Source organism: Johnsonella ignava ATCC 51276 (assembly GCF_000235445.1).
GTDB classification, from domain to species: domain Bacteria; phylum Bacillota; class Clostridia; order Lachnospirales; family Lachnospiraceae; genus Johnsonella; species Johnsonella ignava.
Genome location: NZ_JH378829.1, coordinates 30,467 through 47,371, shown reverse-complemented (window position 1 = coordinate 47,371; position 16,905 = coordinate 30,467). Strand labels below are relative to the sequence as shown.

At 36.6% G+C, this 16,905-nt stretch carries 16 protein-coding genes and 1 pseudogene; 14 read left to right on the top strand and 3 right to left on the bottom strand.

What is annotated here, in order from left to right; genetic code table 11:
- Both HMPREF9333_RS12395 and HMPREF9333_RS00260 read left to right on the top strand, forming a co-directional pair.
- A pseudogene (locus HMPREF9333_RS12395) lies at nt 1-216 on the top strand (IS30 family transposase); the annotation flags it as partial.
- Nucleotides 217-875: 659 nt separating this feature from the next.
- Nucleotides 876-1,751, top strand: a complete 876-nt coding sequence (locus HMPREF9333_RS00260) for a DNA-binding domain-containing protein (protein ID WP_005538959.1) — start codon at nt 876-878, stop codon at nt 1,749-1,751.
- Nucleotides 1,752-1,937: 186 nt separating this feature from the next.
- Here the strand turns inward: HMPREF9333_RS00260 and selD are convergent, their stop codons facing one another.
- Nucleotides 1,938-2,921, bottom strand: a complete 984-nt coding sequence (gene selD / locus HMPREF9333_RS00255) for a selenide, water dikinase SelD (protein ID WP_276981354.1) — start codon at nt 2,919-2,921, stop codon at nt 1,938-1,940.
- 277 nt (nt 2,922-3,198) lie between these two features.
- Here selD and HMPREF9333_RS12045 point away from each other — a divergent pair, with 277 nt between their 5' ends.
- The 7 genes from HMPREF9333_RS12045 to guaA all read left to right on the top strand — a co-directional run bounded on the left by HMPREF9333_RS12045 (nt 3,199) and on the right by guaA (nt 12,290).
- Entirely contained in the window at nt 3,199-4,050 is an 852-nt protein-coding gene (locus tag HMPREF9333_RS12045; RefSeq protein ID WP_169311752.1) for a CPBP family intramembrane glutamic endopeptidase, read from the top strand.
- A 301-nt stretch (nt 4,051-4,351) separates the two neighbouring features.
- Nucleotides 4,352-4,792, top strand: a complete 441-nt coding sequence (locus HMPREF9333_RS00240) for a Dps family protein (protein ID WP_005538954.1) — start codon at nt 4,352-4,354, stop codon at nt 4,790-4,792.
- A 280-nt stretch (nt 4,793-5,072) separates the two neighbouring features.
- On the top strand, nt 5,073-5,942 hold the full coding sequence (locus tag HMPREF9333_RS00235; protein ID WP_005538953.1) for a transporter substrate-binding domain-containing protein: 870 nt from the start codon (nt 5,073-5,075) through the stop codon (nt 5,940-5,942).
- A 64-nt stretch (nt 5,943-6,006) separates the two neighbouring features.
- Nucleotides 6,007-6,699 (top strand): amino acid ABC transporter permease, encoded by a 693-nt coding sequence (locus tag HMPREF9333_RS00230; RefSeq protein ID WP_005538952.1) that lies wholly within the window; start codon nt 6,007-6,009, stop codon nt 6,697-6,699.
- The gene (locus HMPREF9333_RS00225) at nt 6,686-7,477 is read left to right on the top strand and encodes an amino acid ABC transporter ATP-binding protein (protein WP_005538950.1); all 792 of its coding nucleotides are present in this window, start codon (nt 6,686-6,688) and stop codon (nt 7,475-7,477) included. The genes HMPREF9333_RS00230 and HMPREF9333_RS00225 overlap by 14 nt, the downstream gene beginning before the upstream one ends.
- A 392-nt stretch (nt 7,478-7,869) precedes the next feature.
- Complete coding sequence (gene uvrA / locus HMPREF9333_RS00220; RefSeq protein ID WP_005538948.1) at nt 7,870-10,701, top strand: excinuclease ABC subunit UvrA; 2,832 nt, start codon at nt 7,870-7,872, stop codon at nt 10,699-10,701.
- 20 nt (nt 10,702-10,721) lie between these two features.
- Nucleotides 10,722-12,290, top strand: a complete 1,569-nt coding sequence (guaA, locus tag HMPREF9333_RS00215) for a glutamine-hydrolyzing GMP synthase (RefSeq protein WP_040882003.1) — start codon at nt 10,722-10,724, stop codon at nt 12,288-12,290.
- An 82-nt stretch (nt 12,291-12,372) separates the two neighbouring features.
- Here guaA and HMPREF9333_RS12040 read toward each other — a convergent pair whose 3' ends face one another.
- Nucleotides 12,373-12,915: a helix-turn-helix transcriptional regulator gene (locus HMPREF9333_RS12040; RefSeq protein ID WP_005538944.1), complete on the bottom strand. Its 543-nt coding sequence runs from the start codon at nt 12,913-12,915 to the stop codon at nt 12,373-12,375.
- Between the two features lie 136 nt (nt 12,916-13,051).
- On the opposite strand from HMPREF9333_RS12040, the gene HMPREF9333_RS00205 reads away from it, so the two are divergent.
- The 5 genes from HMPREF9333_RS00205 (at nt 13,052) to HMPREF9333_RS00185 (ending at nt 16,170) form a co-directional block, all read left to right on the top strand.
- A complete protein-coding gene (locus tag HMPREF9333_RS00205) occupies nt 13,052-13,240 on the top strand; it encodes an HTH domain-containing protein (RefSeq protein WP_005538943.1) in 189 nt (62 codons plus the stop codon).
- Between the two features lie 12 nt (nt 13,241-13,252).
- The gene (locus HMPREF9333_RS00200; protein ID WP_005538942.1) at nt 13,253-14,323 is read left to right on the top strand and encodes a site-specific integrase; all 1,071 of its coding nucleotides are present in this window, start codon (nt 13,253-13,255) and stop codon (nt 14,321-14,323) included.
- The gene (locus tag HMPREF9333_RS00195) at nt 14,323-14,685 is read left to right on the top strand and encodes a plasmid mobilization protein (protein WP_040882002.1); all 363 of its coding nucleotides are present in this window, start codon (nt 14,323-14,325) and stop codon (nt 14,683-14,685) included. Before HMPREF9333_RS00200 ends, HMPREF9333_RS00195 begins: the two co-directional genes overlap by 1 nt.
- A gap of 113 nt (nt 14,686-14,798) precedes the next feature.
- Nucleotides 14,799-15,758: an AAA family ATPase gene (locus HMPREF9333_RS00190; protein ID WP_005538941.1), complete on the top strand. Its 960-nt coding sequence runs from the start codon at nt 14,799-14,801 to the stop codon at nt 15,756-15,758.
- Between the two features lie 166 nt (nt 15,759-15,924).
- Entirely contained in the window at nt 15,925-16,170 is a 246-nt protein-coding gene (locus HMPREF9333_RS00185) for a DUF5348 domain-containing protein (protein ID WP_005538940.1), read from the top strand.
- A 368-nt stretch (nt 16,171-16,538) separates the two neighbouring features.
- Here the strand turns inward: HMPREF9333_RS00185 and HMPREF9333_RS12390 are convergent.
- Nucleotides 16,539-16,905, bottom strand: a 367-nt coding sequence (locus HMPREF9333_RS12390) for an IS3 family transposase (RefSeq protein ID WP_207635705.1), incomplete at its 5' end; no start/stop codon positions are given.

Here is a 16,905-nt window from a genome sequence, read left to right as displayed (position 1 = left end):
TTCCTAACGGCAGGAAGTTTGAAGGGCTCACACAGCATGTACTTAAACCTTTTATTCAGCCACATTAATTCTGTGCCACGAAAGGTTCTTGGTGGCAGAACACCTTACGATGTATTTTCCTTTTTCTACGGAGAAGAGATAATCCACAAAATGGGAATCAGACGGATAGATCCTGATGAAGTAACACTGCAACCATTTCTCCTCAAAATAGAATAAGCCGGCGTCAAAGACCGACTTATCCTAAACCATTAACTCTATACCTATGAACACGCTACCCCTTAACCCATTAGGGCAGTGGAACTTAGTCTTTCACAAATGAAAGAAATGTATCCCAGTGTCCTGTTTTGCATGCGCAAAAATAAGAAACTGTAAGTAAAGTTTACATAAAAATCGCATTTTTTTTAACAAAAATATTTTTACTTTCCTGCAAAAGTGGAAGTTTCTCGTTCAACTGGAAGTTACTTTTATAAACGGAAGTTAGATTTTCAATTCACCTAAATTGATATCTGATATGCTCTATACCGGTGCATACTTTTAATAATTTTTCATAATAGACATATATTGCAATAATTTAGAACAGGTATTTCAAGTACCGGACCTAAGTGTAAGTTTTAATAAAAACAATACATATACTTTTACAATAAAAAATCACTTGCGTTATTATTAATATAATGGTAAATTTATAGCAGAAAATGATAAATGCATAAAACTACAAAAGTTTACATGGTATATTCTGTTTATGTAAAGCTTTTGTATAGTAATAAAACTGTTTTTTTATATATTTTACAGTAGTTCCTATATTTTAAAATTTTTGGGAGGGAGTCATAGGAACTTTATAAATAAAACAATAAGTAGTAGGATGGTGGATTATTTTGATGAAAATTTATCTGATCGGATGTGTTAGAACCCTTAGTGTCAGACTGACTTCACTGATAGACGAGAAAAAACTTGGCAAAACTGCCGGTTCTTTTGATAGTATAGAGGAGGCTCTTGTCGGTTTAAGAGATGAAAAGCCTGATGTATTTATAATTGACAGTAGAATTATGGATAATACGGTGATTGAAAAAATAGGAAAAGCTTCCGTATTATTTCCTGAAAGTGATATTTTTATTTTTTCATCGGCTTATGATGCTGAAAGTGTTGAAAAAATATATATGTCAGGGGTAAGCTATATACTGCACAAGCCGTTAAATGAAATTGAATTGACAAAAGTACTAAAAACAACCGAGCTTTCAAGGATGCTTAAAAGAGTACTTGAGATAGTGCCCAGATATAATAATGATCAAAGCAGAAGTATTGATAAGCCTGTAATTTCAGATGAGGAGATAAAAGTATATGAAGAGGATGATGTTGTAAAGTTTACAAAAAGGCTTAAGGGTGTACTCAGAGAGATAGGTATATTGAGTGAAAGCGGAAGCAAGGATATTATGGATATAGCCGTATATCTTTTTGAAAAAGGTATGGATGTAAGAGATGTATCAATGAGGGATATATGCGGTATGCTGGGAGACAATACAAAAAGTGTCGAGCAAAGAATAAGACGTGCGGCAGGTGCAGCACTTTCAGGTCTTGCAGCAAGAGGTATGGATGACTATGCAGACCCTATATATAATGAATACGGGGATAGACTTTTCGGTTTTGAACAAATGAGAAATGAGATTAATTTTATATGCGGTAAAAGCTTCAAACACGGAAATATAAAAATTAAAAAGTTTATAGGAGGTCTTATTGACTGCTGTGTTGAAAATTAAGGCTTTTAAGGCGTTATTATTTGATTATTCAGGTATGAAAATAATACGTTGTTATCAAATTTAAATCTTCTGTTTCAGCTTTAGCGGCGGTATTTAAAAAGGAGCTCTGTGCTAAGTGATTGCACAGAGCTCCTTTTTAATAAAGTATGAGAGTATAGTAAATATGTAGAACAACTATACTTTAGTCTATATTATAGAGATTGGGTGTTCATTTCCTTTAACAATTTTTCCGATGGCTTCTGCATAGGGGCATACTTTTTTAAGTGCTTCCAATACATAAGGTGCATTATTTTGATCAACACTGTAAAGGAGACCTCCTGAGGTCTGCGGATCATATAATATATCGGTTATGTATTCAGGTATATCGGATAAAAGCCCCACATGTTTTTTAAGATATCTTCTATTTGCATAAGTGGCAGCCGGTACCAGCCCCATCTTTGCGAAGTCTTCAGCTCCGGGAAGAAACGGAACTTTTTTATGATTAATTAAAGCCTGCAGTCCTGTTCCTTCACACATCTCAAAGCTGTGCCCTATTATAGAAAAACCGGTTACATCAGTACAGGCGTGTATTCCGTCAAGGTCTTGCACTGCTTCAGCAGCGTATTTATTTAAGCATACCATTGAATCAAGTCCTGATTTATACTGTGCTTCATCAGCTATCTCACCTTTTGTCGCATTTATAAGCAGCCCGGTACCGATGGCTTTTGTAAGTATAAGTATATCATTTTCCCTGATTGCATTATTTTTAAGGATTTTGTCGGGATGTACAAGGCCTGAAACACATAATCCGTATTTAGGTATGTCATCCTTTATGGTATGTCCTCCTACAACTATGGCACCTGCTTCCATAACTTTATCATATCCGCCCCTTAATATAGCATTAACTGCATCAGGAGGCATATCCTCAGGATACATAAGTATATTCATACAAAGCCTTGCTTTACCACCCATTGCCCATACATCTGAAAGTGAATTTGCTGCAGCGATCTGACCGTATTCGTAAGGGTCATCGACAGCAGGGGGAAATATATCAACTGTTTGTATAAGTGCCAATTCATCAGTCAATTTGTATACTGCAGCATCATCGGCAGTATCAAATCCGACAAGAAGATTTGGATCACTAAATTCAGGAAGGCTGCGCAGAACCTGCGCAAGGGTATCAGGCCCTATTTTTGAAGCTCATCCGCCGCAGCTGCCTGTCATTTTTGTAAGTTTTATGTCGCTCATTGAAAAATCCATCCTTATATATATAATATAATTTATAATTATTTTTGTTAAAAGGCAGATAATACATGCCATTTCATATAATATAATAAATCGTTACATAAAGCAAATAAAAAATAAAAACCATTTTTAGCTTATTGCAATAAATTATATATATCTGTTATAATAACTCTGTATAAAGGTCAAGGATTTGACGGGGTTATAATATAAGGAATATATGGATATGTTTGATGACAGAACAAAGAAAGATATAGATAATATAATTTTAGTAGTTTTTATTTTAGTAAGTACATCTCTGTTAACGGATGTTTTTTACAGTATAATGTTGGTTGTTTCGAGCGCATTGGGGATTGATATTACGGAATGGGCTTCAAATAATAATTTTTTTCTGGATGCCTTATTTTGCTGTTTTATGGTACCTTTGTTTGGTATATGGTTCATTACAAGATTTGGGAATAAAAAACATGAAAACCAGCTTTCTTTGATGCCTGCACTTTCGGTAGCAGCTTTTGGAGTAGGCGGAATTGCGATGCTGTGGCTCACATTTTTAAGTAAAATACTTGGGAATGTGGCTGTAATATCTGAAAGTATGGATAATTTTAAGGAGTCATGGTCCGGTATTGACAGTGAACCATATATATGGGTGTTTATATCGGTTGTAATTGCAGGTCCTATATTTGAAGAAATTGTATTTAGAGGGCTTATATATAATTATATTGAAGAATTAGGTTCAAGTACCGCAGCAATTATAGTTTCAGGTATAACTTTCGGAATATGGCATGGAGAACCTGTACAGATGGTATATACCGCTTTTATAGGCATAGTGCTTGGGATAATATATTATAGAACAAGGTCGCTTAAATATACAATATTTGTACATATAGTAAATAACCTGCTTTCAACTCTACCACCTTTCCTTGACACTGATATTAACAATGCCGCTATAAGTTATATATCCTATATAATGATTATACCTATGCTTGTAATAGTGTATAATATGTCAAAATACAGATATAACGATATGCCGTGTAAGGAAAATAAAAATGATACTGTAGATGGATTAAATAAGATTTAATATATACAAAAGTATTGTTTACAGTATCCGGGAGTCAGTTTGTAAGTGATTCTATGAGATTTAATATATCTAAAAGGTATGACTATCTGCAATTTGGCAAAAATAAGCTCAAATAACATTAAATTTTGTGCAATTATTTTGCTTGACTTTTATACATAATGTGATAGAATATGGTGTATAGAAAACAGTAATTAATACTGTTTTCATCTATAAGATAGCTATACATCGCTATTCTTTAGTTTAATAAATATATAGAATATATATATAAATAATATATTTTAATTTAATGGAGGAAAATATAATGAGTAAAAAATTAAACGACAAAATGAATGTTTATCTTGCAAATCAGGAAGTAATGTATATCAAGCTTCACAATCTTCACTGGTATGTAAAGGGCAAGAGCTTTTTTACACTTCATGCAAAATTTGAGGAGCTGTATGATCAGGCGGCAGAGATACTTGATGAAGTTGCTGAGAGGCTTTTATCATTGGGTGAATCACCTATTGCAAGCTTTAAAAAAGCTCTGTCAGCTACGGCAGTTAAAGAGCTTGATGATGTTCCCGTATCAAGTGTTGATGCTGTTAAGATACTTTTAAAAGATGTCGAGTATTGGATAAAGGACACAAAGGAGATTGCTGATCTTGCAGATGATGAAGGCGATAAGGTTACTTCAGATATGTTTAATGGATATCTTAAAGAATACCAGAAACTTGACTGGATGCTTAAATCATATGTAGAATAACAACATATATTGACAGTGTATTGCAGCTTATGCAGTACACTGTTTTTTTATGAATATACTGAATATACGAAATATACGGTTAGTTGTAAAAGTAAATTTGGTTTTGTAGGGCTAAATGCCGGCTTTCATGTAGGTATGTCAAATCCAAATTTAATGAGTAAAAATTAAGCGTACAAATATGTTTATGTATATATCTTGTATAATTTAATAAAAAGACTTGATTTTTATACAAAAACATGTATAATTATAAAAAACAATTTATAAAGGGAGGAATATTTTTATGAAAAAAATACTTATTTTAATGGCAGCGGCAGGACTTGCGGTATTTATGATTACAGCATGCAGTTCAAATCAGAGCTCAACCCAGAGTCAGCCTTCAGATACTAAATCTGAGATGCAAAGCGGTGCTTCGGACAGTAAAAATACAGCTGATGATAAGTCTGATGCAAAAGGAGATACTTCAGATGCGGGCAGCTTACAAACAGTTAAAAAAGGCAAGCTTATAATGGCTACAAATGCTGAGTTTCCGCCTTATGAATTTCATGAGGGTGATGATATAGTAGGAATTGATGCCGAAATAGCGGGTGAGATAGCTAAAAAGCTGGGACTTGAACTTGAGATAGAGGATGTGGCATTTTCAGCTGTTATTCCTGAGGTTATTTCAGGAAAAGCGGATATGGTTATGGCAGGAATGTCGGTTACTGAAGAAAGAAAGCAGAATGTTGATTTTTCAAAAACTTACGCAGATACAGTGCAGGTAATTATAGTAAAAGATAATTCTGATATAGCAAAACCTGAACATCTTGAGAAAAAGACTATTGGTGTACAGGAGGGTACTACCGGTGCAATTCTTGCAGAGGGTGTAAAGGATGCAAACATTGAATCTTACAATAAAGGTGTTGATGCGGTTCAGTCCCTTATTCAGAACAAGGTTGATGCAGTTATAATTGATGAAGAAACTGCCAAGGCACTTATAAAAGATACTTCAGGTATAAAAATACTTGATACTGCATTTGCTAAAGAAGAATATGCTATTGCTGTTAAAAAGGGAAACAAGGAGCTTCTTACACAGATTGACAAAGCGCTTGCTGAACTTGAAAGTGAGGGTAAGATTAAGGAAATAGTTAAAAAATATATAAAGGCAGAATAGTGAAATACTTCTGAAATTAAGGCACTGATTTAATTAAAACAGGATTTCTATAAGGAAGTTGTATATGTGGGAAGATTTAAAAAAACAGTTTATACTTAATTTTATAAAGGACGGCAGGTGGCATTATCTCACAGGCGGTCTTAAGGTAACACTTATAATTACATTTTTTGCGGTAATTATAGGTCTTTTACTGGGGGCTTCATCAGCTATGATAAGGAGTAAATATGAGCATACCAAAAAACTCAGGCTGCTGAATGCTATATGCAACATCTACATAGCGGTGATTAGAGGTACTCCTGTAACGATACAGCTACTTATAATATACTTTATAGTATTTGGCAGTATGAAGGTTGATAAAACACTCGTTGCAGTCATAGCATTTGGTATTAATTCAGGTGCATATCAGTCTGAGATATTTCGTGCCGGCATACAGTCAATATCTAAAGGGCAGTTTGAGGCAGGTAGAAGTCTTGGATTTAATTATAATCAGACCATGCGCTATATAATAATGCCTCAGGCGATTAAAAATATAATACCTACACTTGCCAATGAATTTATAGTTTTGCTCAAGGAGACTTCAGTTGCGGGGTATATAGCACTTATAGACCTTACAAAGGCTGCTGATATAATAAGATCAAAAACTTATTCAGCATTTATGCCGCTTATAGCGGTAGCACTTATATATCTTATACTTGTACTGGGTCTAAGCTATGTGGTAAATATAATTGAAAGGGGGCTTTCACATGCAGGAAGATAAAATTAATACAGATATCAAAACTAAGGCATTTGCTGAAAATGATAGAAATGTGCTGCTGCATGTAGAAAAGCTGACTAAACAATTTGGCAGAACGGAGGTTCTTAAGGGGATTACTCTTGATATATATAAGGGCGATGTAGTATGTATCATAGGTCCTTCAGGTTCAGGAAAGTCAACTTTTTTAAGATGCCTTAATAGAATTGAAGAACCAAGCTCAGGAAGTATAATATTTGATGGTGAAGATATATGTCAAAAAAATGTGGATATAGATAAACATAGGCAGAGGATGGGGATGGTTTTCCAGCAGTTTAATCTTTTTCCGCATATGAATGTTATTAAAAACCTGACGCTTGCACCTGTAAAGCTGCAAGGAAAGAGTGAAGAAGAGGCACATGAATATGCAGAGCAGCTGCTTAAAAGAGTTGGCCTTGCAGACAGAGCCGAATTTTATCCTTCACAGCTTTCAGGAGGTCAACAGCAGAGGATTGCCATAGTAAGAGCACTTTGTATGAAGCCGGATGTAATGCTTTTTGATGAACCGACTTCGGCACTTGATCCTGAGATGGTAGGAGAGGTGCTTAGTGTTATGAGTGATTTGGCAAAAACCGATATGAGCATGGTAGTTGTAACTCATGAGATGGGATTTGCCAAGGAAGTAGCAAATAGGGTTGTATTTCTTGATAGGGGAGAATTTATAGAAGAAAATCGACCTGATGAGTTTTTTTCAAACCCTGTCAGTCCCAGACTTAAAAGTTTCCTTGGCAAGGTACTTAAATAAGATTTCAGTACAGATTTAAAAGTCTGTATGTTGTGATCCGGTTTTTTAAAGACCGGATCTTTATTTTTATATATGGGAAAACATATGTTTTGGTTTTATAATAAAACATACTGAACTTTAATATTTACTGTGTTATAATATGATGCGGTATATCAAGGCTCTTTACCAAAAGTGAGGAATAAACGGATATCTGGAAAAAGTATATCAGGAAAAATAGATGTCTGTAACAACAGCTATCCGGAAAAACTATCAGCAGATATTTCTTTAAATTCTTCTATAAACGAGGAATAAACAGTTGTTTTAAAAAGAAGGTTAAATAAAAAATAAAAGCTGAATGATTGGAGAGAGCATAACTTGTTTATTAAATCTAAAAATATGGAGTTATAATACAGGTGGAAAAAAAATATATTAAAATAAGGGGTGCAAATGAGCATAATTTAAAAAATGTATCACTGGACATACCAAGAGGTGAATTGGTGGTACTTACAGGGCTTTCAGGTTCCGGAAAGTCCTCACTTGCTTTTGATACAATCTATGCTGAGGGACAGAGAAGATATATGGAATCTCTTTCCTCATATGCGAGAATGTTTTTAGGGCAGATGGAAAAGCCTGATGTTGAGAGTATAGAAGGACTTTCACCGGCTATTTCAATAGATCAAAAATCAACAAACAGAAATCCCAGATCTACAGTCGGTACTGTTACTGAAATATATGATTATCTTAGACTTTTATATGCAAGGATAGGTATTATCCACTGTCCAAAATGCGGAAAAGAGATATATAAACAGAGTATAGATCAGATGGTTGACAGGATTATGGAACTTCCTTCTAAAACAAAATTTCAGTTGCTTGCCCCTGTGGTAAAAGGAAAAAAAGGCAGGCATGAAAAGGTGCTTTCACAGGCACGAAAAAGCGGATATGTAAGAGCTATTATAGATAACAGCATGTATGAACTTACTGAAGATATATCATTAGACAAAAATATAAAACACAGTATAGATATAGTGGTTGATAGGCTTGTTATAAAGGAAGGCATTGAAAAGAGGCTTACTGACTCGCTTGAGGCGGCACTTGTACTTGGAGAGGGGTATGCGGCAGCTGATATAACAGATGGTGAGAGGATAAGCTTTTCACAGAATTTCGCCTGTCCTGATTGCGGCATATCCATAGAGGAGGTCGAACCTAGAACGTTTTCATTTAACAATCCATTTGGTGCCTGTCCTGACTGTATAGGTCTCGGTTATACTATGGAATTTGATGAGGATCTTATGATACCTGACAAAAGTCTCAGTATAAATGAAGGGGCGATAACAGTTCTTGGCTGGCAGAGCTGCAATGATAAAAAAAGCTATACAAATGCTATGCTGAGGGCATTATGCAGGGAATTTAACTTTGATCTTGATACACCTTTTGAAGAATATCCGCAAAATATCCATGACATGCTTATATACGGTACTGACAGGGAGGTTGATGTACATTACTCAGGGCAAAGAGGAACAGGAGTATATCCTACCGTATTTGAGGGACTTATAAGAAATGTTGAAAGGCGTTATAAGGAAACATTTTCAGAGAGTTCAAAGGCGGAATATGAACAGTATATGAGGATATCGCCCTGCAAAAGCTGTAATGGAAAAAGACTTAAGAAAGAGGCACTGGCAGTAACAATAGGCGGAAAAAACATATATGATGCCATAAATGTTTCAATAGTAAAGTTTAAAGAATTTATGGACGGACTTATACTGACTGAGATGCAGCAGGCAATAGGTTCACTTGTTATAAAGGAAATAAAGGCAAGACTTTCTTTTCTTATAGATGTGGGACTTGATTATTTGAGCCTTACCAGAGCGACAGGAACTTTAAGCGGTGGAGAGGCACAGAGGATAAGGCTTGCAACTCAGATCGGTTCAGGGCTTGTGGGTGTCGCCTATATACTTGATGAGCCCAGTATAGGACTTCACCAGAGAGATAATGATAAACTTCTTGCAACACTTAAGCATCTGAGGGATCTTGGCAATTCCGTACTTGTGGTTGAACATGATGAGGATACTATCAGAGAGGCGGATTATATAGTTGATATAGGTCCGGGTGCGGGTGAACATGGCGGCAGAGTAGTGGCATGCGGAAATGCCGGGGAGATTATGAAAAATCCTGAATCAATTACAGGAAAATATCTGTCAGGAGAGCTGAAAATCCCGGTTCCTCAGACAAGAAGAGAACCTGCCGGATGGCTTAAAGTAAAGGGGGCAGAGGAAAATAATCTTAAGAATATAGATGTTGATATACCTCTTGGTATAATGACCTGTGTAACGGGAGTTTCAGGTTCAGGCAAGTCTTCACTTGTAAATGAAATTTTGTATAAAAGCCTTGCAAAAAAACTGAATCGTGCATATACAATAGCAGGAAAGCATAAAGGCATAGATGGTATAAATCAGCTTGATAAGGTGATAGCGATAGATCAGTCGCCTATAGGACGAACCCCAAGGTCAAATCCTGCGACCTACACAGGAGTATTTGATATGATACGTGATCTTTTTGCCGCAACTCAGGAGGCAAAGGCAAAGGGATATAAAAAAGGACGTTTCAGTTTTAATGTAAAAGGAGGACGGTGTGAGGCATGCAGCGGAGATGGTATAATAAAGATAGAGATGCATTTTCTGCCTGATGTGTATGTACCCTGTGAGGTATGCCGAGGAAAGCGTTACAATCGTGAAACCCTTGATGTAAAATATAAAGGAAAATCTATCTATGATGTACTTAATATGACAGTTGAGGAGGCTCTTGATTTTTTTGAAAACATACCTACTGTAAGTAGAAAGATGCAGACCCTTTATGATGTAGGACTTTCATATATAAGACTTGGTCAGCCTTCAACAGAATTAAGCGGGGGCGAGGCACAAAGAATCAAGCTTGCATCGGAACTTTCAAAACGGGCTACAGGAAAAACTATATATATACTTGATGAACCCACTACAGGTCTTCATTTTGCCGATGTTCACAAACTTACAGATATATTAAGGAGACTTTCAGAAAGTGGAAATACAGTTGTAGTTATAGAACATAATCTTGACGTAATAAGATGTGCAGATTATATTATAGATATGGGACCTGAGGGTGGAGAAGGAGGCGGTAGGGTAATTGCAGAGGGTACCCCTGAGGAAGTTGCTGTGTCGAAAATTTCATATACCGGAAAGTATATAAAAAAGGGATTAAAATTAAAGAGTTAAAATAAATTAAATATAAGTCAATGGAGGAAAAAGTCTTGGAATTAAAGAGAGAAGTAGTGGTGGTTTTGGATTTTGGCGGGCAGTATAACCAGCTTATCGCAAGGAGAGTACGAGAGAACAATGTATATTGTGAGATTTTTTCATACAGAACGGAGCTTGATGTTATAAGAAAGCTTTCTCCAAAGGGGATTATACTTACAGGAGGCCCTAGCAGCTGTTATGACAAAAATGCTGCGACTTACAGCACGGAACTTTTTTCTATGGGAATACCCGTACTTGGATTATGTTACGGTGCACAGCTTATGATGCACCTACTTGGAGGAAGCGTAGGACCTGCGCAGATAAGGGAATACGGCAAGACGGAGGTATTTATTGACAATACATCAAGTCCTATATTTAAAGGTATAGATTCACCTACAATATGTTGGATGAGCCATTTTGATTATATAAAAAAGGTTGCACAGGGTTTTGAGATAACTGCACATTCAGAAGACTGCCCTGTTGCGGCAGCAGAAAATAATGAAAAACGCCTTTACGCACTTCAGTTTCATGCTGAGGTTTTGCATACTGAATACGGCGGCATGATGATAAAGAATTTTTTAAGGGATATATGCGGCTGTTCAGGAAATTGGCGCATGGATACATTTGCCGAAGAAGCAGTAAAAGGTATAAAGGAAAAGGTTGCAGGAGGCAGAGCTTTATGTGCACTTTCAGGCGGCGTAGATTCATCAGTGGCTGCCGTTATGATGAGCCGTGCTATAGGAACAAGGCTTACCTGTGTTTTTGTTGACCACGGGCTTTTAAGGAAAAATGAGGCTGATGAGGTTGAATCCGTATTCGGTCCGAATGGACCTTATAAACTGAATTTTATAAGGATAGATGCGAAACAAAGGTTTTATAATAAATTGAAGGGCGTTACAGATCCTGAGAAGAAGCGAAAAATAATAGGAGAGGAATTTATACATGTATTTGAAGAAGAGGCAAAAAAAATAGGTGAAGTCGATTTTCTTGTACAGGGAACTATATATCCTGATGTTGTTGAAAGCGGGTTTGGTGGTGAAAGTGCTGTTATAAAATCACATCACAATGTAGGAGGCTTACCTGAACATGTTGATTTTAAGGAAATTATAGAGCCGTTGAGAGATTTGTTTAAGGATGAGGTAAGGAAAGTCGGTCTTGAGCTGGGTATACCTGAAAATCTTGTATTTCGTCAGCCTTTCCCAGGTCCCGGACTTGGTATAAGGATAATAGGTGAGGTAACTCCGGAAAAGGTAGATATATTGCAAAATGCGGATGCCATCTACCGTGAGGAAATTGAAAAAGCGGGGCTTTCAAGAAAGATAGGGCAGTATTTTGCAGCACTTACAAATATGAAAAGTGTAGGTGTCATGGGAGATGAGAGAACCTATGATTATGCGGTTGCCTTGAGAGCGGTAAATACTATAGATTTTATGACTGCAGAAGCGGCTGAGATACCCTGGGAGGTCTTGTGCAGGATTACAAGCAGGATAATTAATGAAGTAAATCAAGTAAATCGTGTAGTATATGATTTGACGGGAAAACCACCGGGGACGATTGAGTTGGAATAAATAAAATAATGCCATGAACCCAGTAAATACAAGGGTTTATGGCGTTTTTCTATGCGGTTTGAGTACAAAATGAGTACAAATTTTATTTGTCAATGCTATCGGATAACAAAGTCTGATTGGATGTAATAGATTGCTTTGTTTCTTCTAGGATAACCTGTGAATGTATTTCCAAGGCGGTCTTATCACTGTCGGATATATTATCGCTATGTCGTGTAATAAAAGACTTGCCATTTTGACTTATTTGACAATCGGAAATCCAGCGTGCCAATAGTTTGTTGACAGTTTCATTTTCAAAATGAATAGAAAGAGTTTTTGTATCTATATCACCGTTTTTTAATCTGGAAAAGGAATATGAGGCTCCAAGTTTATTTTCTAATAACAGTAATAAAGAAGCAGCTTCTCCAGCAGTAGCAATATCCAATGTTGCTAGTGGAATATCAAAAAATATATTTTCTCCAACATCCAAAGCCTGTGCAATCTTTTTTATTTGTGCAGGCTTTGGATTTCTTATTCCCAATTCATATTTACGAATTGTCGCTTCCCCAATCCCTGTTGCTTCCCCCAATGCTTTTTGGGTCATATTTTTTAATGTGCGAAAGCATTTAATTTTTTCATTTATCGTCATCGAATGTATCACCTCACCATTACAATTCTACCATATTTTGAGAGCAAATTAAATAGTTTATTGACAGTCACAAAAAGGACTGGTAAAATATAAATACAAACAGTCACATAAGTGTCGCAAAGAAAGGAGAAATAATATGAACACTCAAGAAAAAACTTATATTACTGCAACTGAACTTTCTGAAAAACTCGGAATATCGGTTGGACAGGCATATAAAATTATTCGTGAACTCAATGCAGATTTAAAAAAGCAAGGCTATATTACGGTTGCAGGGAAATGTCCACGCCGCTATATCGAAAAGAAATGGTACGGATTTGGAGTGTAAAGGAGATAGCTAATGGCTGCAAAAGCAGAGAAAGACCCTAAAACAGGAAAGTGGCTTATCCAGTACCGCTATACGGATTGGCAAGGCAATAGAAAAAAATCAATGAAGCGTGGATTTGCCACAAAGAGAGAAGCAGAAGAATGGTTGCGTCAGTTCCTTGTAACTCAACAGGCAGATTTTAATATGCTATTTGAGGATTTTTTGAAAATCTACTATGCGGATATGGAAACGCGACTAAGAGAACATACTATGCGCACAAAAAAATATATTATTGACTTAAAGGTACTTCCGTATTTTGGAAAGTTAAAAATGAATGAAATAAAAGCCCCAGATATTAGAAAATGGCGGAATGAACTCATGCAACAAGGATATGCGGCAACATACCTTAAAACGATAAATAATCAAGTAGCGGCAATATTTAATTATGCTGTTAAGTATTATAATTTGCCAAACAATTCGTGTCAAAAAGCAGGAAGCATGGGCAAGAGCAATGCGGAGGAAATGCAGTTTTGGACAAAACAGGAGTTCTCTGATTTTGTAGATAGTATTATGAACAAGCATCAATCCTATATGGCATTTATGACCTTGTATTGGACGGGAATGCGTCTGGGTGAATTACTGGCTCTTACGGTTGGAGATGTGGACTTTGAAAAGCGGACGATAAGTATTAACAAATCCTATCAGCGACTAAGCGGAAAGGATATCATTACAGAGCCTAAAACACCTAAAAGCAAGAGGGTTATCACAATACCGCAGTTTCTTGTGATAGATTTACAAGATTATATAAGTGGTATATATCAACCAAAGAATAAGGACAGGTTATTTACAATAACAAAATACTATCTGGAACATGAAATGCAGAGAGGCATTAGAGAAAGCGGGGTAAAGCGTATACGGCTACACGATTTACGCCATAGTCATGCTTCCATGCTTGTGGAAATGGGATTTTCGCCATTAAAAATAGCCAATCGCTTGGGACATGAAAAAATTGAAACAACGCTAAATACGTACTCACATCTATATCCAGATAAACAGAAAAAGCTTGCTGACAGGCTTGATACAGAGTATAAGGAGGGTTTGTAGTGAGCGGACTTGATAAAAATCGCTTGCGCAATCAGAGGGTATGCTTCCGTGCAACACCAGAAGAACGTCGGGAGATTGAAGCACGTATCAAAATTAGTGGTATGCCGAAAGGACATTATTATATACAATCATTACTTCATCAGCAATTAAATATTGTGGTCGGTAAATACCAGAGTGACCGTTTAAGCATTGAAATTCGTCGTTTAAGGGAACAAATAGAAAAAATGGAGAATAATGCCATCAATACGGATATAACGGTTTTAGAGGACTGTAGAGCTATTCTAAAGCAACTTCTGGAGTTGATGGAAAGAGATAAAATGCCGTATATGGTTACAGCAGATGAATTAAAAACAAAAGAATAAAGCCCTTGTATCTGCAAATACAAGAGCCGCCTGCTTTGATGGATATTTCCCTTTTGTTGCTTATATCTTATCACAGCGGGCTTCTAAATACAATACAAAAATGGAGGTCTGAAATGGAAAGCAAACTAAAAATCATCAGCATGGATACTGTGCAAGCAGAGGAAATTAAATGGCTTTGGAAGCCTTACATTCCGTTTGGCAAACTAACAATCGTTCAAGGTGACCCCGGTGAGGGAAAAACGACTTTCTCACTTTGGTTAGCTTCGTTGCTAACGCAAGGTAAATGTTTTGATGAAGCAGGTAATCTTATACAGACAAGCCCTGTAAATGTCGTTTATCAAACGGCAGAGGACGGGTTGGCTGATACGGTAAAGCCACGACTAATGGCGGCAGGAGCTGACTGTTCCAGAGTAAAGGTTATTGATGATAGTGAAAAATCCCTTTATATGGATGATGAGCGTTTGGAGGAAGCATTGAGAGAAACGAAAGCAAAGTTACTTATTCTTGACCCATTGCAGGCGTACTTAGGTGATAGAGTGGATATGAACCGTGCGAATGAAGCAAGAGAAATGACAAAGAAGTTAGGGGCTATGGCGGAGCGTACAGGTTGTGCAGTTATCTTGATTGGTCACATGAATAAAGGTAGTGGGGCAAAGGCGGCATATCGCGGTATCGGCTCGATTGATTTCTTTGCAATAGCACGAAGTGTACTGTTGGTAGCAAGAGTTCCAGATGATAGCACAATTCGTGCAGTGGCACAGATTAAGTGTAATCTCGCGGCTGAGGGCAGTACAATGGCTTTTCGATTAGATGAAAATGGTTTTACTTGGCTTGGGGAATATGATATTTCAGCTGATGAACTTCTTTCAGGGTTTGCAGGCAGAGATAAGCATAAGGCGGCAGAAGAATTTTTGAAAAAGATACTTAGTAATGGGAAAGAAGTACCAGTTTCTTCTATTTTCGCACAGGCAAAAGTAATAGGAGTATCAAAAAGAACCGTTGAGAATGTAAAGCGTGAATTAGGAGTTAAATCCATAAAAAATGGTGTGGCATGGCTTTGGAAAATGGAGTAAAAAAGAACATGGCAACACCGCAAACCATGGGGGATAAACACCGCAAAAGTCCCCCAACTTTTGCGGTGTTACCTTCTTCATTTGTTGACCGACACAGGGAGTATTTTCCCTTTTATTGCTTATAAAAAGCAAGCGGTAAAAGAAAAAAGAATGGAGGAAAAATGAAATGGCAGAAGTAATACAGGGACGATTAGGATATAATTCTGAAAACAATCGGTACGGACTTTTAGTCGATGACTTATGGGAGCATGATGGCTTTCATTGTGGAGAATGTTTGCAGGTTCTTGTTGACGAAGAATGGGTAGACACAAGAATAGAAATGGCATGGGAAAGAAATGGTGGTGAATGGTATTTAGTTGGTACTCCATTCATGGGAGATTTAGAATTTATACAGGCAAAAATCAAAAGGTAAGTGTAGAATAATTTAGCCCGAAATTATAGCTATTTTATGTCTTAGCAAGCATAGGGAAATGTGATCCCACTTCGTGTTGTAACATTGCCCGCTTGTTAGGCATTTTCACAAAAACGAGTTTTGCAAAAATTGGGGTTTCACCCCTAATACCCCGCTAATTATTTCGCCATATCAAGACGAAATATAAAACTAAAATTCGTGCAGAATAATCACCGTGATTACAGTTTTTTGTTTTGAAAGGAATTTGCAATATGGGAGAAGAACAAGATTATCAATATATTTTCTTTACCTTTTTCATATCAAAAAAAGGGTAATTGGAACTGTCAAGATAAGTAGAGTCTTCAAACTCACTAAATTGTTTATGGTTCCTATGCTGCCAGAAGTTGAACCTCCAGCAACTGCTTATACATAACCGGCGGAAGTCCATCCGGGTTTGATGTATATATCCGTTTTTGATTGTAATATATAAATACATACCTGAAGATCATTGTTTTTACTTCTTCTCTTTTCATGCGATAGGTTGGAATCCTGTAAAGGAGTTCCTTCTTGAGCGTTGCGAAGAAGCTCTCCATCCTAGAGTTATCAAAGCAATGATTGACTCCGCTTAAACTTTGACTAACTCCTGCATTAGCAAGAACCTGTTTAAATGCTTCGCTAGTGTACTGACTTCCTCTGTCAGAATGCACAATAGCACCGTTCAGATTGTATTTTTGAGTTACAGCTTTAAAAGTATCA